General features: G+C 58.5%; 21 protein-coding genes and 1 pseudogene. 9 read left to right on the forward strand and 13 right to left on the reverse strand.

The genetic code is table 11. From position 1 onward, the window contains the following. Nucleotides 1–55: 55 nt before the first annotated feature. A complete protein-coding gene (locus tag CU103_RS13835; RefSeq protein WP_106664511.1) occupies nucleotides 56–1849 on the reverse strand; it encodes an acyl-CoA dehydrogenase C-terminal domain-containing protein in 1794 nt (597 codons plus the stop codon). Between the two features lie 520 nt (nucleotides 1850–2369). Here CU103_RS13835 and CU103_RS13840 point away from each other — a divergent pair. The 3 genes and pseudogenes from CU103_RS13840 to CU103_RS13850 form a co-directional block, all read left to right on the forward strand. Continuing rightward, nucleotides 2370–5882 (forward strand): peptidoglycan-binding protein, encoded by a 3513-nt coding sequence (locus CU103_RS13840; protein ID WP_106664512.1) that lies wholly within the window; start codon nucleotides 2370–2372, stop codon nucleotides 5880–5882. 173 nt (nucleotides 5883–6055) lie between these two features. Next, nucleotides 6056–7003, forward strand: a complete 948-nt coding sequence (locus CU103_RS13845; protein ID WP_210203761.1) for a sulfite exporter TauE/SafE family protein — start codon at nucleotides 6056–6058, stop codon at nucleotides 7001–7003. 71 nt (nucleotides 7004–7074) lie between these two features. Then, nucleotides 7075–7800, forward strand: a pseudogene (locus CU103_RS13850) (TIGR02186 family protein); the annotation flags it as partial. An 18-nt stretch (nucleotides 7801–7818) separates the two neighbouring features. Here the strand turns inward: CU103_RS13850 and CU103_RS13855 are convergent. Both CU103_RS13855 and CU103_RS13860 read right to left on the reverse strand, forming a co-directional pair. Beyond that, the gene (locus CU103_RS13855; RefSeq protein ID WP_106664514.1) at nucleotides 7819–8733 is read right to left on the reverse strand and encodes a class I SAM-dependent methyltransferase; all 915 of its coding nucleotides are present in this window, start codon (nucleotides 8731–8733) and stop codon (nucleotides 7819–7821) included. A gap of 6 nt (nucleotides 8734–8739) precedes the next feature. Beyond that, the gene (locus CU103_RS13860; protein ID WP_106664515.1) at nucleotides 8740–9807 is read right to left on the reverse strand and encodes a hypothetical protein; all 1068 of its coding nucleotides are present in this window, start codon (nucleotides 9805–9807) and stop codon (nucleotides 8740–8742) included. 418 nt (nucleotides 9808–10225) lie between these two features. Here CU103_RS13860 and CU103_RS13865 point away from each other — a divergent pair, with 418 nt between their 5' ends. Continuing rightward, nucleotides 10226–11188 (forward strand): NAD(P)H-dependent flavin oxidoreductase, encoded by a 963-nt coding sequence (locus CU103_RS13865; RefSeq protein WP_106664516.1) that lies wholly within the window; start codon nucleotides 10226–10228, stop codon nucleotides 11186–11188. Here CU103_RS13865 and CU103_RS13870 read toward each other — a convergent pair. Next, nucleotides 11185–11694: a GNAT family N-acetyltransferase gene (locus tag CU103_RS13870; protein ID WP_106664607.1), complete on the reverse strand. Its 510-nt coding sequence runs from the start codon at nucleotides 11692–11694 to the stop codon at nucleotides 11185–11187. The genes CU103_RS13865 and CU103_RS13870 overlap by 4 nt on opposite strands. Before the next feature lie 38 nt (nucleotides 11695–11732). Here CU103_RS13870 and CU103_RS13875 point away from each other — a divergent pair, with 38 nt between their 5' ends. After that, the gene (locus CU103_RS13875) at nucleotides 11733–12302 is read left to right on the forward strand and encodes a helix-turn-helix domain-containing protein (protein ID WP_106664517.1); all 570 of its coding nucleotides are present in this window, start codon (nucleotides 11733–11735) and stop codon (nucleotides 12300–12302) included. On the opposite strand, the gene CU103_RS13880 is transcribed toward CU103_RS13875, so the two are convergent. The 5 genes from CU103_RS13880 to CU103_RS13900 all read right to left on the reverse strand — a co-directional run bounded on the left by CU103_RS13880 (nucleotide 12289) and on the right by CU103_RS13900 (nucleotide 18032). Then, nucleotides 12289–13740, reverse strand: coding sequence for an NAD(P)H-dependent oxidoreductase (locus CU103_RS13880; protein WP_245448779.1), 1452 nt, complete (start codon nucleotides 13738–13740; stop codon nucleotides 12289–12291). The two genes, CU103_RS13875 and CU103_RS13880, sit on opposite strands and share 14 nt — an antisense overlap. A 40-nt stretch (nucleotides 13741–13780) precedes the next feature. Next, nucleotides 13781–15307 (reverse strand): tripartite tricarboxylate transporter permease, encoded by a 1527-nt coding sequence (locus tag CU103_RS13885; protein ID WP_106664518.1) that lies wholly within the window; start codon nucleotides 15305–15307, stop codon nucleotides 13781–13783. A 52-nt stretch (nucleotides 15308–15359) separates the two neighbouring features. Then, complete coding sequence (locus tag CU103_RS13890) at nucleotides 15360–15860, reverse strand: tripartite tricarboxylate transporter TctB family protein (protein WP_106664519.1); 501 nt, start codon at nucleotides 15858–15860, stop codon at nucleotides 15360–15362. Nucleotides 15861–15918: 58 nt separating this feature from the next. Beyond that, nucleotides 15919–16902 carry a tripartite tricarboxylate transporter substrate binding protein gene (locus tag CU103_RS13895; protein ID WP_106664520.1) on the reverse strand — a complete coding sequence of 328 codons (984 nt, stop codon included), beginning with the start codon at nucleotides 16900–16902 and terminating at the stop codon, nucleotides 15919–15921. 68 nt (nucleotides 16903–16970) lie between these two features. Further along, entirely contained in the window at nucleotides 16971–18032 is a 1062-nt protein-coding gene (locus CU103_RS13900; RefSeq protein WP_106664521.1) for a 4-hydroxythreonine-4-phosphate dehydrogenase PdxA, read from the reverse strand. A gap of 185 nt (nucleotides 18033–18217) precedes the next feature. Here CU103_RS13900 and CU103_RS13905 point away from each other — a divergent pair, with 185 nt between their 5' ends. Next, entirely contained in the window at nucleotides 18218–18901 is a 684-nt protein-coding gene (locus CU103_RS13905) for a GntR family transcriptional regulator (protein ID WP_210203758.1), read from the forward strand. Between the two features lie 64 nt (nucleotides 18902–18965). Here CU103_RS13905 and otnC read toward each other — a convergent pair whose 3' ends face one another. Next, nucleotides 18966–19631 (reverse strand): 3-oxo-tetronate 4-phosphate decarboxylase, encoded by a 666-nt coding sequence (otnC, locus tag CU103_RS13910; protein WP_106664523.1) that lies wholly within the window; start codon nucleotides 19629–19631, stop codon nucleotides 18966–18968. Nucleotides 19632–19646: 15 nt separating this feature from the next. Then, nucleotides 19647–20645, reverse strand: a complete 999-nt coding sequence (locus tag CU103_RS13915; protein WP_106664524.1) for a LacI family DNA-binding transcriptional regulator — start codon at nucleotides 20643–20645, stop codon at nucleotides 19647–19649. Between the two features lie 273 nt (nucleotides 20646–20918). Between CU103_RS13915 and ltnD the strand changes: the two genes are divergently transcribed. Genes ltnD through otnK form a run of 3 tightly spaced genes read left to right on the forward strand, consistent with a single transcriptional unit; the run spans nucleotide 20919 to nucleotide 23924 of the window. Next, complete coding sequence (ltnD, locus tag CU103_RS13920; protein WP_106664525.1) at nucleotides 20919–21860, forward strand: L-threonate dehydrogenase; 942 nt, start codon at nucleotides 20919–20921, stop codon at nucleotides 21858–21860. 15 nt (nucleotides 21861–21875) lie between these two features. Next, entirely contained in the window at nucleotides 21876–22652 is a 777-nt protein-coding gene (otnI, locus tag CU103_RS13925) for a 2-oxo-tetronate isomerase (protein ID WP_106664608.1), read from the forward strand. Between the two features lie 3 nt (nucleotides 22653–22655). Further along, the gene (gene otnK, locus CU103_RS13930; RefSeq protein WP_106664526.1) at nucleotides 22656–23924 is read left to right on the forward strand and encodes a 3-oxo-tetronate kinase; all 1269 of its coding nucleotides are present in this window, start codon (nucleotides 22656–22658) and stop codon (nucleotides 23922–23924) included. Nucleotides 23925–23984: 60 nt separating this feature from the next. On the opposite strand, the gene CU103_RS13935 is transcribed toward otnK, so the two are convergent. Both CU103_RS13935 and CU103_RS13940 read right to left on the reverse strand, forming a co-directional pair. Further along, nucleotides 23985–24587: a DUF922 domain-containing Zn-dependent protease gene (locus CU103_RS13935; protein WP_106664527.1), complete on the reverse strand. Its 603-nt coding sequence runs from the start codon at nucleotides 24585–24587 to the stop codon at nucleotides 23985–23987. 120 nt (nucleotides 24588–24707) lie between these two features. Then, nucleotides 24708–25223: a DUF992 domain-containing protein gene (locus tag CU103_RS13940; protein WP_106664609.1), complete on the reverse strand. Its 516-nt coding sequence runs from the start codon at nucleotides 25221–25223 to the stop codon at nucleotides 24708–24710. Between the last annotated feature and the right edge of the window lie 290 nt (nucleotides 25224–25513).

The following is a 25513-nucleotide window of genomic DNA, read 5'->3' on the forward strand; positions in this document are numbered from 1 at the left end:
CGAAACAGTCGTGGACGAGCCGCGAGACTGCGGCTCGAAATTGGCTTGGAGCAGCTTAGAATGCTTCCGCGGCAAGCGCCATCATCGTATCCGCCCCGGTCTGGATGCGGGCAAGATGCGCCGATGTTTCCGGCATGACGCGCTCCATGAAGAACTTGCCGGTGATCAGCTTGGTCTCGTAGAATGCCTTGTTGTCGGCACCTTCCGCCAGTTTGGCATGCGATGCCTTGGCGATGCGTGCCCACATGTACCCCAAAGAAACCAGGCCAAAGAGATGCATGTAGTCCGTCGAGGCAGCGCCGGCATTGTCCGGGTTCGCCATGCCATTCTGCATCAGCCACATGGAGGCGGCCTGAAGATCGTTGAGACCCTTCTTGAGATGCTTGGTGAAGAAGGCCAGCTTCTCGTCGCCGCGATTTTCCTCGCAGAAATCACCGACTTCCTTGAAGAAGGCCATGACCGCACGGCCGCCATTGGCACCTAGCTTGCGTCCGACGAGATCAAGGGCCTGGATGCCATTGGCGCCTTCATAGATCATGGCGATGCGCGCATCGCGCACATACTGGCTCATGCCATGTTCTTCGATATAGCCATGGCCGCCGAAAACCTGCTGAGCCATGCAGGCGTGCTCGAAGCCCTTGTCGGTCAACACACCCTTCAAGACCGGTGTCATGAGACCGAGAATATCGTCGGCCAATTGTCTTTCAGTCGCGTCGCCGGAACGATGCGCAATATCCGATTTCAGTGCTGACCAGAGGATGAAGGCACGACCGGCTTCGTTGTAGGACTTGATCGTCAGAAGGATACGTCGGATGTCCGGATGGACGATAATCGGATCGGCCTTTTTGTCCGGCTCCTTGGGTCCGGTCAGTGCACGGCCCTGAATGCGGTCCCGCGCGTAAATTGCGGCATTCTGGTAAGCCACCTCACCAATGGACAGCCCCTGGAGGGCCACGCCCAGCCGCGCCTCGTTCATCATCGTGAACATGGCGCGCAGACCCTTGTTCTCGCCACCGATCAGATAACCGGTAGCTTCGTCATAGTTCATGACGCAGGTCGAGTTGCCGTGGATGCCCATCTTCTCTTCGATGGAACCGCACGACACACCATTGCGCGTTCCGGGGTTGCCATTCTCGTCGAGCTTGAACTTTGGGACGATGAACAGTGAAATACCCTTGGTACCTTCTGGCGCGCCTTCGATGCGGGCCAGCACCAGGTGGATGATATTCTCCGCCATGTCGTGCTCGCCTGCGGAGATGAAAATCTTCTGTCCCGAAATCCGGTAGGACCCATCCCCATCCGGTACAGCCTTGCTGCGCAACAAACCAAGATCGGTTCCGCAATGCGGCTCGGTCAGGTTCATCGTGCCGGTCCACGTGCCGTCCGTCATCTTGGGCAGATAGGCCTGCTTCTGTTCGTCAGTGCCATGGGTAAGAATGGCTGCGATCGCGCCTTGCGTCAGGCCGGGATACATGACCAGGGCCATATTGGCCGATGCCATATATTCGCCAACGGCTACATGCAGCGCATAGGGCAAGCCCTGTCCCCCGAATTCCTGCGGTACGGCAAGACCGACCCAGCCGCCTTCGCGATACTGGTCGAATGCCTCCTTGAAGCCCTTCGGCGTTGTTACCGATCCATCGTCGAGCCGCACGCAGCCTTCGTGATCACCGGTCTGATTGACCGGGAACAGTGTATTTTCTGCCAGTTTTGCACCTTCGCCGAGAATCGCTTCAACGATATCCGGCGACGCGTCGCCAAATCCCGCCAGGTTGTTGTAGCGTTCAAATCCAAGGACATCGTTCAGGATGAACAGCGTGTCTTCAACGGGCGCGCGGTAACTCGGCATCAGGTTTCCTCCAAAACATAAACGAGCAAATACAGCACCGGGCAGGTGCCGTTCAGGATTTCACCTTTTCTAACAAATTTTGACGTTTCCGTAAACGTCAAAATTTTGTCAATTTGAATTCGGCGCGATTAATCTCTGGCGGACGGTTGCCCCGGTGGGGTTGCAACCTGTCAATCTGGTCCGGACCCTAAGGTTCCACGCCGTGAATCCGGATGAGAAACGCCCCCGCACAGAACTGGCCGAATACATTTTTATCCGCTCCGTCCGCTGCCTTAACCAGTTGTTTACCACGTTTCGCCAATGTCACGTTGTCGGTGATCCGTGTCTATGTGTGATTTGTTTTTCACGGCTTGTCGGACCGCGTGGGGCAATCAATTGTCCCGGCTTTCCGGATTGGCCCGAATGGACGTCCTTGAGGACGCATTCGGCTTCTTTCGGCAAACCGAGGCCAGTGCCACTGCTCCGCAAGCTCAAGTTTTGAACGCGCCAGAAGCTGGCGTCAACCCGGTAGCAGACGTCCATGACGAACCAAAGGTCACTGATGGAACAGGTCAATGTGAATCGCGCGCGCCGTGATGCGACGTCGCTGGACAGTCTCAACCGCACGCTGGAGGCCCTCGAAAGCCAGTTGCGCAACGCCATGAAACCGGAAATCCAGGAAGAGAGCCAGGATATCGCCGACCGCTTTGCCGCCCTCGCTTCACGGGCCGGACAACCCGCATCGCCAAGGCGTGGTGCCGTGCAATCGGCTTCCACCTCAGCAAGCCAGCGTACCGACGGGAAGCATGATCTTTCGGCAATTGCGGCACAACTCAAGCAGCTTCGCGAAGAAATGCGCGACGAGATGGAAGCGCCGGGGCCGGGCCGTTTTGAGCCACACGGCGAAGCGATGAACCGCCTGCGCCAGTCTGCGGCTTCCGATGGCGTCATGAATCGTGGCCATACCGAAAGCGGCCACCTTTCCATGTTGCGCGGCGATCTCAACGAACTCAAACGCACCGTGGACACGCTGGCACGCGAAGAGTCGGTGAAGAGCCTTGGGAATCGCTGGGACGCGATGGATGATCGCTTCGATGCCTTCGCACAGCGCCATCCCGGTGGTGCCGGCGACGCAAACGCCTCGCTTGCCTCGCTGGAAGAGCGTTTGGACGAGATCCGTCAGGCGATGGACGTGTTGCCGCACTCGCTGCAACTGACAAATGTCGAAGACAAGCTGAAACTGCTGGCGGGTGCTGTTGAGCAGATGGCGCGCAAGAACGGCTCATCGCTTCCCGCCAGGTTCATGCAGCAGGTCGACGAGCGTCTGGATGAGATCAGCCGGGCTATCGTCGCCACGTCGCGGCCGGTTACCGCCCAATATGATGCATTCGAGCGGCTCGAAGCGCGCATTGCAGCGCTGGCTTCCAGGTTCGAAGAAGCGTCCAACGACCGTACGACGGACACGATGCTCCAGCGCATGGGCGAACTTGCTCAGCGCGTTGATCATCTGACCGAACAGCACGCAGCACCTGCGCTCAATCTTGACGTCCTGTCGGAACAGCTCTCCGCTGTAACGCGCCACCTGCAGAATGCGCCTGCCTCGATCAGCATTTCCGACTTCCGCGATCTGGAAGACAGGGTGCTGCAAATCATCCATAAACTTGAAACCATGCCGCAGCCGGCCGCTGATCCCGCGTTCATCGAGAAAATCGATCAACGCTTCGAAGAACTTACCCGGCGGCTCGACGACCATCACATGCTGACCGAGCACAGCGATATTCGCCTGACCGACAATCTGGAGGCTCGGTTCGACGATATGGCGCGCTATATAGCGCAGAATGTGCCTCAGGTAGACGGTACACAGGACGCCATCCGCAACCTCGAACGACAGATCGCCGGGCTGGCCGAGCACCTGTCCCAGTCGAATGATCGTCATGCGGAAATGGCTGCCATCCCGACGCGTCTCGAAGCCATTGAAGAGTCGATCGCCGCCAGTCGCGACCTCGTCGTGGAAGCGGCCCGCAATGCTGCCGCTGAAGCCATTCGCAACACAGCGAATTTCGGCAGTACGCAGGACAACACGATCGCCCGCGAACTCGCCGATGATTTGAAAACGCTGGAAATGCTTGCGCGCAAATCCGAAGAGCGCAACACCAAGACCTTTGAGGCCATTCACGACACCCTGCTCAAGATAGTCGACCGGCTGGCTTCGCTGGAAAGCAGTCCTGCGCGACAGCCTCAGGAAGCCACCACAGGCACGACGTTCATTACGGATGAGCCAGCAATGAAGGCAACGCTGGCCTACGATCCCGCCATCGACGTCGAGCCGGTATTCGATGCGCCAATTTTCTCAAAAGTCGAGCAACCGTCACCGGCTCTTTCCGTTGATGCCGAAATCTCGGAGGATGCGCCCCGCGAAAGGAAATCGCTGTTTGGCGGCCTCACACGCGGGTTGAAAGGGCGCAGCAAGCCGGAAGCCGCGCCTCTGGACCCATCGATGGAAACGGCCGAAGAAGCCGAGAAATCCGACATCAAGGTGGAGCTCGATCCGGACATTCTCAATCGTCCGCTCGAGCCGGGTTCCGGTATGCCGGATCTGAATTCCATATTGAAGCGCGTTCGCGATGACCGGCGGGAAACATCGCTGGCCGGTGATGCATCTGCCGGTAAGGCAGATTTCATAACGGCCGCACGCCGGGCAGCGCAGGCAGCCGCTTCGGAAGTCGAAAGCCAAAGGCGATCCACGGCCGTTGTTTCGGACAAAGCCGACGCAGGCGCCAAGGGCAATCTGATTTCACGCCAGCGCAAGCCCATCCTTCTCGCGATCGGAGCAATCATGATTGCGATCGCCGGCCTGCAATTGAAAAATGCACTCCAGGACCACCCGGCAGGGCTGGATATCGCTGTACCGCAGTCTCGCGTCACAACGCCTGAACAGGGCCCCTCTGACCCGCAAGCGGCCACTTCCGCTGCTCCGAAAACGGCCCAGCCCGCTGAATCCGCTGGCGCCAAGGAACCAGTTGCCCCGGCCGAGAACAATGCCTCACGTGAGCTGGCAGCTTCACAGCCCGCCCCCGACAGCGTGGAAAGCGTGATTGCCACCCAGCAGAACACGCCGCCCACTATTGAAGCCACTTCTACCGGTCCCTCTACCGCTACTGAAACCGTGCCGGGCCTGCCGGCCATACCGGCGGAAGCCGGGCCGGAGCCGTTGCGCGAAGCGGCCGCAAAGGGCGACAGCAAGGCGCTCTTCGAAATTGGCGGCCGCTACATGGATGGCCAAGGCGTGACGAGCGATTACGCCAAAGCCGCCGAGTGGTACAATCTCGCAGCAGAACGCGGCTACGCCCCTGCTCAATACCGGATCGGTAATTTCTACGAGAAGGGTATCGGCGTTACCCGCGATCTGGCGAAGGCCAAGACCTATTATCAACTGGCTGCGGAACAGGGCAATGCCAGTGCAATGCACAATCTCGCGGTGCTTTTTGCGGCGGGAACCGACGGCGCACCGGATAACGAATCCGCTGCACGCTGGTTTACCAAGGCGGCCGAACTCGGCGTCAAGGACAGCCAGTTCAACCTTGCCATTCTCTCGGCCAAGGGAATGGGCGTTTCGCAGAACCTTGAGGAAAGCTACAAATGGTTTGCGCTGGCGGCGAATGCAGGGGACAAGGACGCGGCGCAAAAGCGCGATGAAGTAGCGAAAGCCATGGCTCCGGATCAGGTCGAGCGTGCACGCGCCGCGACCTCGTTGTGGAAACCAAAGCCGATGAATCCGGACGCCAATGCCCTCAACGTGCCGGAAGAATGGCGCGAGACTCCGGCCGCAGCGGGCTCCGTCACCACCGGTTCCCTCGACATGAAAAAAGCCATCCGCAACGTCCAGCTTATCCTTAATAAGAATGGCTATGATGCCGGTGGTTCTGACGGCAGGATCGGTGCCAAGACACGCGACGCGATCATGGCGTTTCAGAAAGACAATGGATTGAAGCCAACAGGCAATATCGACAACGACCTCGTCAGGAACCTGCTCCTGAAGAACACACAGAGCTAGAGCAAATTTTGCCGCAAAGCATTGCAAAGAATATTGTTGCGACAAATGGTTTCGTGTTTGAACCGATATGTGGGGCGTCGTTCAGTCAGTGTTTGACTCGACGCCCGCGAGTGGGCAAGAAACCTTAAAGAATTGCTGTCATTGTGGTGTTACGACCATGTCGTAGCACCATGATGGGTTTGGGGTTCGTATTGGGTATTTATCTGCCTATAGCCGAGATTTCGGTCAATGTCTTCGTGCTCTTCTTTATGGGTGCGGCGGTGGGCTTTCTGTCGGGCATGTTCGGCGTCGGCGGCGGGTTTCTGATCACGCCGCTATTGATTTTCTACAATATCCCGCCGGCGGTCGCAGTTGCCACTGGCGCCAACCAGGTTATCGCTTCGTCGTTCAGCGGGGCCCTGACGCATTTCAAGCGCGGCACGCTCGATTTCAAATTGGGATCCCTGCTTGTTATTGGCGGCGTGGTCGGCGCTGGTGTCGGTATTTATGTATTCGTCCTGCTGCGCGAGCTCGGTCAGCTGGACCTCATTGTCTCACTGCTCTACGTGGTGTTCCTGAGTACGATCGGCGGCCTGATGCTTTACGAGAGCGTTCAGGCAATGCGGCGAACGCGGGCCGGGCAACTTGCGACATTGAAGAAGCCCGGCCAGCACAATTGGGTGCACAAGCTGCCGTTCAAGATGCGTTTTCGAGCATCGAAGATCTATGTCAGCATCATTCCCGTGATGGTCCTTGGTGCAGCTATCGGCTTTCTCTCATCGATCATGGGTGTCGGCGGCGGGTTCATCATGGTTCCGGCCATGATCTACCTGCTCAAGGTTCCGACCAATGTCGTCATAGGAACCTCGCTCTACCAGATCGTTTTCGTTACCGCCTTCACTACAGTCATGCAGGCGACGACCAACCAGTCGGTCGATATCGTGCTTGCGATGCTGCTGATGACGGGCGGTGTCGTGGGCGCACAATATGGCGCCCGCATCGGCCAGAAATTGCGCGGCGAGCAACTGCGCGCCTTGCTGGCTTTGCTGGTCCTCGCGGTCGGCCTGCGCCTCGCCATCGAACTCTTTGTCACGCCCGATGATCTTTACTCCATCACCCTCGCCATGGCGTCGGGGGCATAATGATGATGATGATCGCGGTACGCGCTCTCGCTCTGATTGTACCGATCCTTGCGGGACAGGGAGCGCTTGCGCAACAACCCGTCAACAAGGAGACGGTGGAGATCGGGCTGTCCACTGACACCATCGCCATCACTTCCGGATTCCGCGGCACAGATCTGACGGTTTTTGGCGCGCTGGATAATGCCGATCCATTGATCCAGCGGCAAGGACGCTACGACATCGTCGTCATTCTCGAAGGACCCGCGCGCAATTTCGTCGTACGCCGCAAGGACAGGTACTTCGGAATCTGGGTCAATGCGGAATCGGTGTCGTTCCAGCACATTCCGGCCTCCTACTCCCTTGCCTCGACCCGGAGCCTGCAGGACATCACTACACCCAAAATATTCCGTCAGCTGAGCCTGGGTGTGAACAATATCTTCTACGAGCCGGCCCCCGATGGCTTTGGGTCAAGTGAAGCGCTCCAGGAGTTCACAACGGAGCTGCCACGATTGAAGCTGAAACAGCAACTCTACAGCCAGCGCATGGGCGATGTGCAGTTCCTGTCGTCGACGCTGTTTCGCGCGACGCTCTCTCTGCCTGCCAACGTGCCGGTGGGCAAGCATGTGGCGCGCGCCTATCTTTTCCGCAACGGTGAATTCCTGCGTGAAAGCGCGACCAGCCTCAACATCGTCAAGGCCGGCCTCGAATTCCGCATTTATCGCGCCGCCAACCAGCACAGCCTGCTGTATGGTCTGTTCGCCGTATTCCTCGCAGTCTTGACCGGCTGGATGGGCCGCCTGGTTTTCCGCAAGGATTGATCAGCTGAGGCTCTTCCCTCAATCCACAGGTTTCGCCACAACGATAAGTCCTTGCAGCCGATCGCCGCGATCCATACGGATTGTTTCGCGCTCGATGCTCAAGGGCGCCATTGAATGTTCGGCTAAGACCCTGCGCACATAGTGTTCGGAATGTGTGTATCGCAACGATGGTTGCAGGATCAGGTCGTCGTCACCTGGATGATTTTCAACAGAGAATGCAAACAGTCCGTCGCAGGCCAGGGTCTTTGCCACGTTGGCGAAGGCACGCTGGAGATCACCGACATAGACGAAGACATCGGCGGCGATAACCAGGTCGGCGTTGCGAGATGGCATGTCAAGTTCGTTGACGTCGCCTTTCTCCAACCGGTCATAGATCTGCTTTTCCGCTGCTTTCTGCAACATCACCTCCGAGAGGTCCATCCCGGCAAGGGAGTCTGCCACTTCTCGAAAATAGGGGCCCATGAGACCGGTTCCGCAGCCGAGGTCAACGACCGAACGGAACCGCCTGCCGGGGGCCGCGCGCTTGACGGCGTTCGCGAGCAATTCGGGCACACGGTAGTCCAGCTTATTCAGGAGGGCAGTCTCGAAGGTCGGGGCGTAGGCGTCGAACAGTGTTTCAACATAGGCTGCCGGCGGCGTATCGGGCACTGTTGCATGGCCGGTAGCGGCGAGCTTCAATCCGGCGCCAAAACGATCGGCAGGATCGAGCAGCAAAAGTCTGCGCCAAGTTTCCGCCGCTGCATCGCCCTGCCCCGCTGCCGCTTCCATTTCGCCAAGACGGAACAGTCCGGCCGGCCATTCCGGCACGATCTCGAGCGCTTGGCGCATGAGGTCGGCGGCCGCCGCCTGATCCCCCGTCTCGAAGAGCATATCAGCATATGAAGCGCGGCGATCCGCGATCAGATCACCCGAAGACAGGAACGCGCGGGCCATTTTCGTCTAGTTCGCGATCTGAACGCGAATCGAAATGATATCGACCGGCTTGCCCGACTGGGACACATCAGAATTGATCTTGATCGCGCCGCCGCCCCCTGGCTCCTTGCCGGCGGGAAACTGCATCTGGACGAGATACTCCTTGCTGGCGTCGGAAATGTCGAATCGCTTGCGTCCGCAATCGCCGAGATTGCCGAAGTCGCAGCTCACCGCGATTTGCGTACTCGTCCCATCCTCGGTCTTGGCAATGATGTCGAACACCGCCCGTTTCCCAGCAAGTTGCTCGAGTACGCCCTCTCCGACCTGGAAGCTGATATCGTCGGTCTCGCCTGGTGATTGGATGCGCACGTATTTTTCAAGTTCATCGCCGGCGATAGTGGCGGTCGCCCGGCCCGCAAGCGCGACTTGCGTCATGTCGGACGGATTGAAAATCTCGATCCAGTTACCTTCGGGCGACAATTCACCTTCTTTCACCGGTTCATGGCTGCCGTTGGTGGCAGGATTCCCAGTGCTCGGAGGGATGCTGGATGGCTTCGAATTGATTATTCCGGACGCGACGAGCCAAAGAAGACCGAGTGCAACCGCAAGCATGCCGAGGACGATGATGACCTTGGTGAGCCCGCTCGCTTTCCTGCGTTCGGTTTTACGCTGCAGGCGGGGCCGCAACCGGTCCGGCCGATAATTATCCGCAGCCGCCGGTTCATTTGATGCCAGCTCCGGTGCATCGAATTCCGGCTCCGTGGGGCCCTTGAGCGAAGGCTCAATCCTTGCCGCCTGGCCCGGCGTGCGTGCAGGCTCCACCGCCAGGATCGGCTCTTGCCTTTCAACAATGGGAGCGGGCGCGGGAGGAGGCGTTATCGACCCTGTTGCCTGGACTTCGTCCTCGATCCGGGTGATTGCCGCTTTCAGTCGTTCACGCCGGTCTTCGCGCTGGTTGTCGTCGAGCGCCCCATTGGCAGCGAGTGAACGCTCATGCGCGCCCCACGCGGATTCGTAGACCTTCTGACGGATCGCGGGATTCCTGGCGTCCGCCTTGGTCAGTGCGTTCCGGATCGCTTGTTCAATCGCTTCCAACTCGACGGTAATCCCTTCAAAGCAGCTCGTATGAATGGCTAGCCATAACGCATCTTACTCCTTATTCAAGACTCTCGCGGCGCAATGATGGCGGTTTCGCCGACAAGGCACCAGCCAACTGCGGCGCTGCGGGCACGCCGACCTCCCCCGTTTTCCATCTACCCCAGCAAATCATCATTCGCAGGGAGGAGACTGATTTTTGCCTTCCCACCACGCTTGTCTGAACGACCAATCGGCAAAACTGGCCCACACTTCCTCGATTATTGCGCAAGAAATGTCGAATATGGCTCAGGTTTTTCCATTTAGGGTTGTCCCTACAATCACAAGTAACTTAGCTTTCACTTGCTCAACGCGAAAGGTCTGATAAAAGAAGTTACGTTTACGCAAACGTCAAAATCTATCGCATTGGGAGATGCATATGGCCTTGCCGGAAATCCTGAAATCCACGCTTCGTATTCCCGTTGTCGGAGCGCCGTTGTTCATCGTTTCGCATCCGGCGCTGGTGCTCGCGCAGTGCAAGGCTGGCATAGTCGGCTCATTTCCGGCCCTTAACGCCCGGCCTGAGGCACAGCTTGACGAATGGCTGGCTGAAATCACTGAAGAGTTACGCAACCACGACGAGAAAAATCCCGATCGCCCTGCCGCTCCATTCGCTGTCAATCAGATCGTCCACCGGTCCAACAAACGGCTCGAACATGATCTAATGATGTGCGTAAAGTACAAGGTTCCCGTGGTTATTTCGTCTTTGGGCGCGGTTCCTGAGGTAAACGAGGCGATTCACTCCTATGGCGGGATCGTACTTCACGACATCATCAATAACCGGCACGCAAATTCTGCCATTCGCAAAGGTGCCGATGGGTTGATTGCGGTTGCAGCCGGCGCGGGCGGTCACGCAGGCCCCCTTTCGCCCTTCGCACTCGTCCAGGAAATCCGCGAATGGTTCGATGGTCCTCTGTTGCTCTCCGGCGCAATCGCCACCGGCGGCGCCATATTGGGCGCGCAAGCCATGGGCGCGGACCTTGCTTACATTGGTTCACCCTTTATCGCGACGAATGAGGCGCGGGCAGTCGACAGCTACAAGCAAATGATTGTCGACTCCGCCTCTTCAGATATCGTCTACTCGAATTACTTCACCGGAATCCATGGCAACTACCTGAAGCCGTCCATATCCAAGGCCGGAATGGACCCGGACCACCTGCCGGAAGCCGACCCGTCAAAGATGGACTTCGAAGCTGCAACGACGGGCGCCAAGGCCTGGAAGGATATATGGGGCTGCGGCCAAGGTATTGGTGCAATTAAGGAAATTCTTCCGGCGAGTGATCTTGTGGCCCGCTTGGAGCGGGAATATCATGCGGCGAAATCGGCACTTTGCACTGCCTAGTGCGGCGCACCCCTGTCTAGCGTGATCTGCAGGAACGTCAGGTTAAGCCATTTGCCGAATTTGGTCCCAACCTCCGGCAGATACCCAACAGTCTCGAAGCCAAGCTGCTTATGCAGCCGGATTGATGCTTCGTTGTTCGCTTCTATTCCGGCGATCATCACATGCTTGCGAAGCTGGCGCGCCCTGTCGATAAGCGCCAGCATCAACGTCCTGCCAATGCCCGCTCCGCGCATCTCTCTGTTTACATAGACGGAATGCTCGACCGTGTGCCGATAGCCCGCAAAGGCACGCCAGTCGCCAAAAGAGGCATAGCCTGTAACGCGGCCCAAATCATCAATGCCGACAATGACCGGAAAACCCTGTCTCTGCCTCTCCTTCAGCCACGTTCTGCGGTTCTCGAGATCGACTTCTGCCTCATTCCAGATCGCCGTCGTGTTCAGGACGGCATCGTTGTAAATTTCAAGGATTTCCGGAAGATCGCTCTCCACAGCATCGCGCACATTCACGGCTTGCACCCCTTAATTTCGTCTACTATAATTTCCTTATGTCTCATAAAATAGATAGTGTCGATCAGAAAATCGGCAGGCGTATCCGTCTGGAGCGAGAAGCACGCAATTGGTCGCTGACCGAGCTTGCGGAAAAATCCGCCGTCTCCCGCGCCATGATCAACAAGGTGGAGCGCGGAGAAAGCAGCCCCACAGCCATGCTCCTCGCCCGATTTTCCGGTGCATTCGGCCTGACGATGTCAACATTGATGGCCCGTGCGGAGATGCAGGAGGGCAGATTGCTCCGTCAGGAGGACCAGCCTCTGTGGATCGATCCCGACAGCGGTTATGTACGCCGGCACGTCTCGCCCGCCTCGGACCTGCCGATGGATGTGGTGCATATCGATCTGCCACCAAAGGCGCGCGTTTCGCTTCCGGCCAGCGCTTTTCTGTTCCTGCGGCAGCTGATCTGGGTCCTGAACGGCACGCTAAGCTTCGCAGAAGGCGAAACCACATACACACTCCACCAAGGAGACTGCCTTGAGCTCGGCGGGCCAAATGATTGTGTCTTCGCCAACGAGGGCGATGAACCATGCCGCTATGCAGTCATCGTCCTTACCCGGCTGTAATGGGTTGTGATCCTGCCAAACCCGAACCATGGCGCTCCCCAGGCTCATGCTCGCGGGCGCTGCCCGCGCCTCCAAAGAACAAGGCATCCTGCCGGCGGCGCAAGTCCAACAGGTGCGAATCCTCCGCGGCAATATCATGGAGGCGGATCGCACTGCCGGCCTTCACCGGCCGGACCAGCCGACGGTCGGCGACCAGATAGAACGGGGCAGGCTGATCGGCTTCGAGTGGCCTTGCCGGTATCAGGGCGGATGAGACGTTATCAATGGAATGATGATGACCTGTCGCTCTCAACAGGGTTCCAGGGCTGAGATCGACATCGGCGACAGCAACGAGGTCGAAGCGTGGTATGGGATGCCGCGAGCCGCTAGAGACGCCATTAAGTCCTGCGTCAAGAACACTTGTGGCTGCTTCCAGGCCGAGAAGATGGCGGGGCAGATAGATCATTGCAGTCGCGCCGCTACGGCTGATGATATGCCCTTTTTCGGCGAGAAGTTCCCAACTTGCCGTATCCCTGCAGCGTATGACGATAAAGACACCCCCAGCGAAGCTAATTTCGCCTGGAAGGCGCAAGCAATGGAAGACATCCATGCGTCGTTCGCCGTCAAGAAGTCCACCGTCATCCCGCGTAGAAAAGAAGGTTGGCACTTCCGAAATTCGGGTGATGGGGCAATGAAGATCCGGGCGGTCGGGAACGAGGTCGACAGAATGAGAGACGACAGCCAGCTCGCAAAGGTCGGGTACGGCACGCTGCGGCAAACTCGCGGCGGCCCGCGACCGCGCACCGGAGAGTTCGGCCACGTCACGTTCTCCCAGGTGAAGATGATCAGCGAAACCCACTGCATCAATGGAAACACCGTTGCTCGTTAGCGTTTCGGTCACAGGATCGAAGACGAAATCATATTCGCTCGATTTTCCGGCACAGACGATCTCGAAACCGAGAACTTCCGCCCAGGTGATCAGGCCGATGAGAAGGCTGGGTTGATCACCATCGACCGGGGTCACCACGGTTTGAGTAGCCATTCGAGCAAGGCCGGGACCGACAACGCTGTCGACTTCCTTTGAAACAAGGGCAAGATGCTTCCCCGCCTCGATCGCGAGCTTGGCGTGACGCGCACCTGCTTCCGGATGTCCCGTCGCCTCAACCAGTACATCGAATGGCAAATGCAGGACATGCGAGAGATTGCCGGCTGCTATCGTAAGTCCGTCGGCCCAAAAGCGGCTGGCCTCTTCCCTGTTTTGGCATTCGGCTACGTTCTCCACTCCGACGGATTTCAGCGCGGCCGCCGCTGTAGCGCTGTCTACGTCCACAGCTATGCGTACGTTCATCAGGGGAACACGCAGGCCCTGCGCCAGAAAACTGCGGCCAAATCCACCTGTGCCAACGATACACGCCTCGACCGGCCGGCTTGCGCCTGGAAATTGTTCGTGATGGTTCATGGCGATTGATCCTTTCGAGGCGGTGAAGGTAGCCGTGCCGTCAGAGCTTGGCCGAATGCGTAGTGGCTGAACCGCGGCGGATGCCGCGCAGGCCAACGGCCTTGGCAACGACGGGCCATGCGAGCATGAGGAGCCCCAGGGCCATGATTCCCCCGACCAGCGGGTTGGACCAGAATATGGTCAGCGAGCCATTTGACATCAGCATGGATTGGCGGAATGCATCCTCGGCCTTGTCACCCAGAACCATGGCAAGCACGAGCGGGGCGATTGGATAGTCGAGTTTTTTGAAGAGATAGCCAAGGACACCAAAGCCGAGGACGAGCCACATATCGAAAGTCGAGTTGGCGATCTGATAGGCACCCGAAAAGATTATGGCCACGATCACCGGCCCGACGATCGAGAAAGGCACACGCAGGATCGAGGCGTAAAGCGGCACGGTCGTGAGCACGAGCAGTACCGCAACGACATTGCCGAGATACATCGACGCAATGAGTCCCCAGACAAAATCCGGCCGCTCGATAAAGAGCATGGGTCCTGGCGTCATGCCCCAGATCATTAGTCCGCCCATCATCACGGCAGCCGTTGCCGACCCGGGAACACCAAGGGCGAGCATTGGCAAGAGAGCGGATGTGCCGGCCGAATGGTCGGCAGTTTCGGGCGAAACAATGCCACGCGGGTCGCCCTTGCCGAATTGCGACTTGTCCTTGGCAAACCGGCGAGCCAATCCATAACTCATGAATGACGCCGCAGTCGGCCCGGCAGGTGTTATCCCCATCCAGATTCCAATGAGCGTCGAACGCAGGATCGACCACCCGTATCGCGGCATCTCCTTCAGCGCTTTGAGCACATCAACTGCCCGGACCCGCGCCTTGATCCCATCGAACCGGAGTCCCTCTTCCGTGGTTAGCAGTAACTCCCCGATCCCGAAGAGTCCCATGACCGCAACCAGAAAGGAAACGCCTTTGATGAGATCCGGGATGCCAAAGGTGAGCCGCAACCCGCCCGAGATCGTATCCATTCCGACGGTGGCCAGGGCAAAGCCGAGCATCATCGTGACCAATGTCTTGGCGGGTGCGTTGGCACCCATTCCGATGAAACTGGCAAAGGCAAGAAAATACACCGCAAAGAATTCCGGCGAGGAAAACTGCAGCGCAAAGCGCGCGACCCATGTCGACAGCAGTGTAATCATAACCACGCCGGCCAGCGCTCCAATACCGGCAGACATAAAGGCGAGAGTCAGAGCACGTGTGGCCTGGCCGTTTCGGGCCATGGGATAGCCGTCGAACGTCGTCGCAACTGAGGATGGTTCACCGGGAATGTTGAAGAGGATCGAGGTCGTCGAGCCACCGAAAAGTGCTCCCCAGTACATGCAGGAAAGAAGAATGATGGCCGAAATCGGGTCCATCGTGAAGGTAAGCGGCAGGAGAAGCGACACGCCGTTCGGCGCACCTAGCCCCGGCAGCACGCCGACGAGGATTCCCAGCATGACGCCGATGACCATGATGACAATGTGGTGCGTGGTGATGACGGTGGCAAAGCCATCCATCAGGTAGCCGAAATTGCCCATTGTCTGTTTCCTCCCAAGGGTTCCGGCAATAGCGGTGTCACCGCATTGCGGATCAGTAGATGCCGAGCCAGCCTTCAATCGGTCCCTTAAGCAGGGGAACCTGAAAACCTATCTCGAACACGAGGTAGAAGAGCGCAGTCACGGCCAGTGCTGCGAGGGCAGAAACCCACCAGCGATAACCTCCCTGCCACTTCATTGAGCCAAAGATGTAGAGAGCAGTGCCAACATAGAGGCCCAGAAGAAGCGAAACGACGATGAAAGCGCCGACGGGTAGAAAGAAGCCGAGGACGGGCCTGGCCCTTTTAGAATCGAGGAAGATCTCCCCGTCGTGCTGATAAAAAAATGCGCTGCGCACGAGCGTCACCAGGCTGCCAAGGATAACCAGAACGCCGATATAGAACGGGAAGTAACCTGCTTCCGGCCCCATGTCGCTCCAGCCGATCCCGCTTCGCCAAGACCCGTAGCAGATAGCTAAACCGGCCCCAGCAGTCAGTAACGCCGTAACGATCTCCATCGTTTTGCGGGACACAGATCCCCTCTCGAACTCAACCATGCTCACCTCCAATGCGCTGCGGGAAGCAGGGGCGCCTGCTGGGCGCCCCCCGTTTGGTTTACTCCACCAGCCAACCTTCGCGCTTGAGCACCTTGCGCACGTTCTCGCGGTCACCTGTCTGGTAGGCTTTGAAGTCATCCCCGGCCATGAACTGCGACGTCTGTGAAGTCTTGGCCACGTAATCTGACCATTCCTGCGTTTCGGAGACTTTCTTCAGGACGTCGCGATAAAAGGCTACCGCCGCTTCATCAACCCCGGCCGGCAGCCAGACCGTTCGCGGCATGCGGTAGCTGTCGATCGCCAGCCCAGCCTCAGCGCATGTAGGGATATCGTTCCAGCCTTTGCCATCATGCACCGGCTCGCTTTTCGGAAAGCGGTCGGGCCGGAAGACGCATAACGGCTTTACCATGCCCGCCTGCCACTGACCGCGATTCTCGTTGGGATTGTTCACATTGGCGTCGATGTGACCGCCGGCCAGTTGGACGGCTGCCTCGCCGCCGCTCTTGAACGGAATGTAGCGAAACTCCGCTCCGGTGGCGTCCGCTATCGTCGAAACGAGGATCTGATCGGTATCCTTGGACTGGCTTCCACCGAACTGGATTGCTTTTGGCTCTGCCTTGGCCGCCGCCACAAAGGCTTTGATATCGTCGACCTTGGATTCGCCATTCACCCATACGAGAAATTCGTCCAGTGCGAGCGCGGCTACAGGTGTCAGATCCTCAGCCTTGTAAGGAACGGCTGCGACGCTCGGCAGGAGATATTCATTGTTGGTACCGAATGTCAGCTTGTAGGGATCGCCCTTATGGCCCGCAGCGTAGACAAAACCCTCTGCTCCACTCCCGCCGCCCTTGTTGGTGACGACGATAGACGCATCCATCAGCTTATGCTTGGAGATAATGGATTGCACCGTGCGGGCGAAGTTGTCGGTGCCACCGCCTGGGCCCGAGGTCACCACGAATTCGACCGGCCGCGCCGGCTCGAATGCCAGCGCTGGTGCTGCCGCGATGGTCGCCAGCATCGCCAACGTAATCTGTTTCAACATATCATTTCCTCCCGGTTGTCGAACCATCCGCCGCAAGCTCCTACCCCGGCGGAGTGGTCCGGTTTTCGTCAATCGATATTTTGAGACGCCCTATTCAAGCTTGCCTGTCGCATAGCCATCCTCGCCGCCAACAGCACAGCCTCTCGCGATGCCCCAACATCGGCGATTCCATGACCGGCTATATCGTAGGCTGTTCCATGCGCGGGAGTGCAGAGCGGGAACGGCAGGCCGCCCATCATCGTTACCCCTTTGTCGAAGCCCATCATCTTCATCGCGATCTGACCTTGGTCATGATACATGGTCAACACCGCGTGGAACCCTTCCTTGAGGGCGCGCAGAAATACCGTATCGGCCGGAAATGGCCCCTCCACCGCATATCCCTCGGCTTTGGCCCGCGCCACTGCAGGTTCGATTATTTCGATTTCTTCTAATCCGAAGCTCCCGCCATCACCGGCATGCGGATTGAGTCCCGCCACCGCGATTTTCGGTTCGTCAATCCCCGCGAGCCGCAGACAGGCGGCGGTCAGCTCCACCTCCGCCAAAATAGCATCCTGACTGATATGACCGGAGACTGCCGACAGTGGGATATGCGAGGTTACGCGCGCGTTCCAGATTCGCTCCAGCACGTTGAACTCCCGCATCTTTCCCGAAAAGGACAGAACGTCGGAAACAAAGCGGATCTCGTCGTCGTAGCCTGGATAGGCATAGCGCATCGCTTTCTTGTTGAAGGGCGTAAAGCAGATGCCATCGACGCGGCCTTCGTTTGCGAGATGAAGCGCAAAACGAAAATTTTCGGTCGCAAAGGTGCCGCCGGCAAGGGTCGCCTCGCCACGTGTGACGTCAGCAGGATCCAGATGCCCAAGATCGACGAAGACTGGCCGCCCTGCTGGTTCGGTCGAAAACTCGTCCGCCGTTCGATAATCAAGATCGAGCGTGACTTTCGCGATCAGTGCGCCCTCCTCCAGGATGCGCCGATCGCCGATAACGATAAAATGCGCGGCACTGCAAAGCTCCGGCAAGGAGAGTATCTTGGCCGTCAGTTCCGAACTGATACCGGCCGGATCGCCCATGGCAAGGGCCAGCACGGGGCGTCTTGTCCGTATCACGGCAGCAGTTTCGCTTGTCGCCATAAAAGCTCCTCCTCTTCAATGATGCCTCTGAGGACTACAAGCAATGCTTTTAGGATGCAAGCATTTTGTATACAGTATAAAAAATAACGTATGAAGGGCTGTATCATTTTACCGCGACCAGTGCGAAAATGAGCGTGAACAACAGACTCGCGCGTTGAGCTGACGAATGAAAATGGAGGGTAATGATGGCTTCAGACGTGATTGAACCGGCCGGACGGCGGACAGTAGCCACGATCTCCCGCCAATCGCTGCATGGCGAGATCGTCACGCGATTGCGCGACATGATCATCGAGGGTGACCTGCAACCGGGAGAGCGCATCTATGAAAACCAGCTCGGCGAAGAACTTGGCGTATCGCGTACACCCCTGCGAGAGGCGCTGAAGTTTCTGGCCAGCGAGGGATTGGTTGAGCTGGTGCCAAGCCGTGGGGCTGTGGTCAAACGCTTTTCGGCGAAAGACGTTGAAGATATGCTCATCGTCATCCGGTCGATGGAAATGCTTGCTGGCCGCCTCGCATGCGTACAGGCGAGTGACGAAGGGATCGCACAGATCCGCGTGCTGCACGATGCGATGGTCAGGCACTACAAGGCGGGGGAGCGGCTCGAATATTACAAGCTGAACCAGCAGATCCATACCGGGATCGTCGCCCTCGCCGATAACGCTCCGCTTGCCGAAGTTCACGGTCTGCTGCAATCGCGCGTCAAACGCATCCGCTTTATCGGGCATGAAGGTGCGGAACGTTGGGCAGGTGCAGTCGCCGAACACGAGCGTATCATCGCCGCGCTTGAAGCACGTGACGCAGAAACCTTGGCGCAGGAGCTGGACACCCATCTGGCCAACGGATGGGAACGCGTGAAATCTGTCGTATGATTGCGGTTGAACGAAGCCGCGCTTTAGAAACGAAGGTGCGTGTTCGCTATGTCAATTGTCGAAGCTAGTGATCGTGGTCATCATGCGAAGGCAGATCAAGGCCGAAGGTGGTAACGAGATCCGCCACCTGTTCCGGGCTAAGGTACCGGGGGTTCAGGTTTCGCAAGATCAGATAGAGTTTTGCTGTCTCCTCCAGCTCCTCAGTCGCAAAAACTGCGGCTTCAAGACTATCACCCGCCACGACGGGGCCGTGATTGGCAAGCAGCACGGATGAATACTTGCCCGCCAGGCCACGAATGGCATCCGTGACAGCCGGATCTCCTGGACGATAGTAGGGCACGAGAGCCGTCTGGCCGGCCCGCATGAGATAATAGGGCGTCATCGGCGGAAGTGCGGCGCGCGGGTCGATCTCTGGCAACATTGTCAGGGCAACGGCGTTGGTCGAATGCAGATGCACGATTGCGCGAGCGCTTCCACGAGTCTCGTAAAGCGCAGAGTGAAGAGGAATTTCCTTAGTCGGCTTATCACCTGATAGCAGCCGTCCTGTGGCGTCGAGCCGGGAGAGTCTGGCCGGGTCGAGGAAGCCCAGCGATGCGTTGGTGGGTGTTACCAGCCAGCCGCCATCATCCATTCGCAAGGATATGTTTCCCGATGAACCCGGCGTCAGTCCCCGCTCAAACAGGGACCGGCCGTATCGGCAGATTTCCTCACGCAATCGTGTATCAGACATTGGAATTCCCTCTTGTCACGCCGTTGCCCCTTCGATCAGTTCAAAACCGAGATCGACAACTTGTGCCGGCGCGTTTTCAACAACGAGTTGCGCCGCCACCTGTCCCGTCGCGACACGGGGTGTGCGGATGGTCGAAAAAGGCTGCGGCGTTACCCGGCCGATATCGAGGCCGTTATAGCCAAAAATTGCCAGCTGCGACGGGATTGAAATCCCGCGCGCCAAGCAATGAAAATAGCCACCCAGCGCCATGTCGTCGTTGGAAAAATACACAGCGTCGAGATCCGGACTTCTCGTCAGCAGCCGTTCGAGCCCCAAGCGCCCGTTTTCGACCGACGACGCCCCGGCGTGAATTTCCCGATCGACAAGCGGGCTGCCGCCCGCACTCAGTGTTTCGCAAAAGCCGGCATAGCGTTTGCCGGCACGGGTATCACGCTCCAGATCGTGACCCACATAGCCGATCCGGCCATAATGCCGCTGCAACAAATAATGTGCGCTTCGGCAGCCCGCATCGTGATTGGAAAAGCCAACCGCCAGATCCAGCGCAACGCCATCGATATCGAGCAATTCCACAATCCGGCAGCTTGCGGCGCGCAGCATCCTGACCGTACCTTGGGTGTGCTCGTAACCCGCCAGCATCACGGCTGCGGGCCGCCAAGCCAACATGGAGGCAACGAGCGCTTCTTCCCTTGCCGGGTCGTAGTCGGTGACGGCGAAAACCGCCTGATGCTGGTTCTGTTCCAGCGTGCTGCTCGCCCCTCGCAGCACATCGGCAAATACGATATTGGAGAGCGAGGGAACCACAAAAGCCACGAGGCGCGAACCGGCGGAGGCCAGCGTTCCGGCTATCCGGTTTGGCACATAGCCCAACCGCTCAACGGCCGCCATAACCCGGTCCCTGGTCTTGCCGGAGAACGAACCATGGTTTCGCAGAACGCGTGAAACCGTGCTTTCCCCGACACCGGCCGCCTCGGCGACCTGCGCAAGTGTCACCGCGGTCTCGTACTTGAAATCCATGTTCCCTCTTGAATTCGCATTCGGCAGTACGCGCCAACTGGACGGCAATATCCGAAGGGCGGTTGCGGATTTTCAGCCAACATCTTCACGGTCTCTTGCCAATAATCAAGTTTTTTTGGCAGCGCTACCAATTTCGTGTTGGCAGCGCTGCCAAAATAAACTACAAAAATGACAGCGCTACCATAATCTACCCTGGACGCGCAGGGGAACGTTTAGTCCTTCAGCTGGCGCCTGGAGATATTGCCTTCGCTTGGCAGACTGGAGAACATCGTCATGTCATCGCTCTCTGAAGCTCCTGGTCGCACCGTCGTGGCGGCAGTGATCGGCCTTGGGTCAATGGGACTCGGGATGGCCCGGTCGATGAAACGCGCGGGTCTCGACGTTACCGGATATGACATTGCGCCAACGGCGGTTGATCGCTTCATCGCGGATGGCGGCCGTGGCGCGGCCACACCCGCGAACGCCGCAAAAGACGCGGACATTGTCGTCTCGGTGGTCGTCAATAGCGCACAGACCGAGGCCGTGCTTTTCGGTGCCGGCGGTGTCACGGAAACGATGCGGCCGGGGGCGGTGTTCGTCTCGTCTGCAACCATGGACCCGGCGGTCGCGCGCGACCTTTCACAACGTGTCGAGGCCCTCGGTTTTCATTATCTCGATGCACCGGTTTCCGGCGGGGCAGCAAAGGCGGAGAGCGGAGAACTGACGATCATGGCGTCCGGTTCCCCGCGAGCCTTCGACACCGCCCGTCCGGCTCTTCACGCCATGGCCGGCAAGATTTACGAACTCGGCGACGCGGCCGGAACCGGTGCCGCCTTCAAGATGATCAACCAGCTTCTTGCGGGCGTACATATCGCCGCCGCGTGCGAGGCCATAACCTTCGCTGCGAAGCAGGGGCTCGACCTCGACAAAGTCTACGAGGTGATTACGGCATCGGCCGGAAACTCGTGGATGTTCGAAAACCGGATACCGCATGTGCTGGCGGGGAACTACGCCCCCCTGAGCACGATCGAGATTTTCGTCAAGGATCTCGGCATCGTTCAGGATATGGCCCGTTCGGAGCGCTACCCGGTACCGCTCGTCGCGGCAGCCTTGCAGATGTATCTGGCCGCTTCGGGTGCCGGCATGGGCCGCGACGACGACTCCTCTCTCGCACGGCTCTACGCCCAGCTCTCGGGTACACAACTGCCAGGTCTGAGCGGCAAGCCGCAGAGTTGATAGGAAGGAGCAATGATGCCGGTATTCGCCGCCAATCTGACGATGATGTTTAACGAGTGGCCGTTCCTCGACCGCTTCGACGCTGCCGCCGATGCAGGATTTGCCGCCGTCGAGTATCTCTTTCCCTACGACGTTGCGCCGGAAGCGATCGCCGAGCGACTTGTTCGCAACAACCTGCAGCAGGTGCTGTTCAATTTGCCCCCGGGGGATTGGGCTGCGGGCGAGCGTGGTATTGCCGCTCTTCCCGGACGGTTCAATGCATTGAAATCGGATGTGGAGAGGGGACTCGAATATGCCGCGGCGACGGGCGTAAAGCGGTTACATCTGATGGCGGGCCTTGCTGATTCTCACGACGACGAGGCAGCGGCTATTTACCAGCGCTCGGTGATCTACACTGCGGGGCGGCTTGCCGAAGCGGGAATCGACCTCGTCCTCGAGCCAATCAACGGACGTAACATGCCCGGTTATTTCCTCGACGATTTCAATACAGCCGAAAAGCTGATAGCAAAACTCGGCCTGCCAAACCTGAAACTCCAGTTCGACATTTATCATCGCCAGATCATGCATGGCGACGTGACGATGGCTCTGCGCCATTTGCTGCCGATCATCGGCCATATCCAGATCGCCAGTGTGCCTTCACGCCACGAGCCCGATGGGGAAGAGCTGAACTATCCCTTTCTGTTCGGGGAAATAGACCGGCTTGGCTATGCAGGTTTCGTCGGTTGCGAATACAATCCCCGAGGACATACACTGGACGGTTTGGGTTGGTTCAGACCTTTTGCACGGAGCTAGACGATGGCTATTCTGCTTGGATCCATTGCCGACGACTACACAGGGGCGTCCGATCTCGCCAATACACTGACGAAGAACGGTCTGAGAACCGTCCAGACGGTCGGCATTCCCGATTCGGCACTGGCGTTGCCTGACGTTGATGCGGTCGTTATCGCGCTGAAAATCCGTTCGGTTGCTGCAGCCGAGGCCGTGACATCTGCGACGGTCGCCGATCGGTGGCTGCGCCAACGCGGCGCGAGCCATGTGCTTTACAAAATCTGCTCGACATTCGATTCCACCGATGCCGGCAATATTGGCCCGGTCACCGAAGCACTAAGCGATGGGCTGACATTGGTGACCCCTGCCTTCCCTGAGACCGGCCGTACAGTCTATCTCGGTCATCTCTTCGTCGGTGAACAACCGCTGAACGAAAGTCCGCTCAAGGACCATCCCCTTAATCCGATGCACGATTCCAACCTCGTACGGGTCCTGGCCAGACAGTCACGCGGCACTGTCGGTCTAATCGACCTGGTGACAGTCGCGGCTGGACCAGAGGCCGTAAAGGCACGGCTCGACAGTCTCCAAGCGCAGGGTTTCACCGCGGCGATTGCAGATGCAATATTCGAACATGATCTGGAAACGCTCGGTGCTGTTGCACTCCAAACACGCGCTTCGACTGGCGCATCCGGACTGGGCCTCGGGCTTGCCCGCGCGTTGGTGCGCTCCCGCCCGACGGCTCTGCGGACCGAAGCCGCAGCCGGCGCCGTAGGCCCCGTTGGCGGGCTGGCCGCTATTGTTGCTGGCAGCTGCTCGAAAGCGACGCTCCAGCAAATCGCCGTCGCCGAACAGACAATGCCAGTGCTAAGGCTTGACCCTGAAAAGTTGCTTGCCGGTTCGGACGAGATAAATGCTGCGATCTCCTGGGCCGGCGACCGCATTTCAGCCGGTCCGGTTATTGTCGCGGCAAGTGCGCCCCCCGAAACGGTCGCCCGGCTGCAATCGCAATATGGACGCGAAGCTTCGGGTCACGCGATCGAAACGGCCACTTCAACCATTGCGGCCGAGCTCGTGACACGTGGCGTGCGGCGCCTTGTGGTCGCTGGCGGTGAGACATCCGGTGCAGCCGTGGACAGGCTCGGCATCCCAGCATTTCTGATCGGGCCGGAGATTGCCCCCGGGGTGCCGGTGTTGCGGACAATCGGCACGACCCATGGTGATATGCTACTGGCGCTGAAATCGGGGAACTTTGGAGGCGAGGATTTCTTTGCGGCCGCGCTGGCCAAGATGCACTGATCTGAATCAACTTGGGTGGCGTGATAGCACGTGCTGTAAAGTAGTTTTGTTCGATTTCCTCTACGAGCCATTTACCAATGCAAGGATGAGCTGATGGATATTGCCGCCCTTGCTGAGTTCAGTCCGGTCGAAATCCCGACTTCGCTGCCGCTGTGCGAGCGAGAGCGCCGAAAGGCGTTTCGTCAACTCGGTCTTGATTTTTTGGCATTTGGGGTCGTCCGGCACAGACATACCCACGGTTGAGGACTCGATTGCCTGCACCATCTCCTTGATCATATCGCCGTGCACCACTTCGTGGCTGCGGACACCTGCGATGAACGTCTCCCAATTCTTGGCGGCCGCAGGCGGCAGTTGGCCTGCCGGTTCGGGCAGCGTGTAGGTGATGACAAGCTTTGGCCGTGCTGAAACCAAAGTGCAAGCTCCGCCGCCTTGCGCTTCGTATTTCCTCGACCATGTCAGCTTGAAATTGGTATGGGCGATGGTGCGTGTCAAACCGCCGACCTTGGGCCCATTCTCGCCGATCGACGCATAGAGGTCAGCGCCGGATTTGCCAGCAATAGTGTAGGTTTGCACCTTCTCGACAGCTTGCCACTCAGCGCGCGCAATCCCCGGTGACGACGCGAGACAGACCACCAGCAACAAAAGTCGGACGACTATTTTCACGTGACACCCCTGAAGCTCAATCGGTGATCCGGGTAATGGCGATCAGCGCCCCGGATGAGGGCGTCCGCCAAGGCAAAAGCCCCTTCGGCTGCTGCGAAAGGGGCTGGATAACCACAGGTTTCAGTTCACCGACGCGAGTGTCATCGATGTACCGGTCGCCGCGACGTTGAGACCGATCTGACCCGTCAGGCTGACCGCCTGAAGATGGACCGAGCCTGCGGTGCCGCCAAACAGGACGTTTGTGCCGATGCCGGCCCCGACCGTCGCCTCGGCGGTAGCGCCGCTATAAACGCCGCTCAACGAGCCGTGGTGGTAGCCGGCCGTCGGTGCGAACACGGCCCAGATGAGCCGGCTGCGCGTCGTAAAGCCAAGATCGACGCCGACCTTCCTGATCGCTCCGCTGTAGTGATCCAAACGTTCGCTGCCGACTGCCGTATGGAAGCCGCAATCGATTTCCTTGGCCGAGCCAAGGACATAGCCAACCCCGCCGCCGATCGTGCAATCGAGATAACCAATCCGGACGCCACCACGCGGCCCTTGATCCTTGTATGTCCGGACGTCGGCTGCATTAACAGCTGTCGGGCCGGCAAGAGCCAGCGACGCCGCGGCAAGCGTCATCGCAAGAGTCTTCATCATCATGGTCTCCTTCTCAAATCATGATCTGTGCACCGCAACCGGTCTTCCAACCCAACAAATCCAGCAATTGACTACAGACGTTATCGCGGAGCGATTCCGTCGGTCTCATTGAGCTGTTTATGTCTTGAAGGCGCGCGTTACAGACAACCTCACAGATCAATCCCTATTGGGACATTTTGAAGGCATCATGCGGGATTGCAAGCGAGGAGAACGGCACCTCGTATATCTATTTTGGCCATGATGCTGAACAGTCACTGGTGCCGCGCGGAGGAATTCGAATCCTCTGCCCA

It is taken from the genome of Phyllobacterium sophorae (assembly GCF_003010965.1).
Taxonomy (GTDB): domain Bacteria; phylum Pseudomonadota; class Alphaproteobacteria; order Rhizobiales; family Rhizobiaceae; genus Phyllobacterium; species Phyllobacterium sophorae.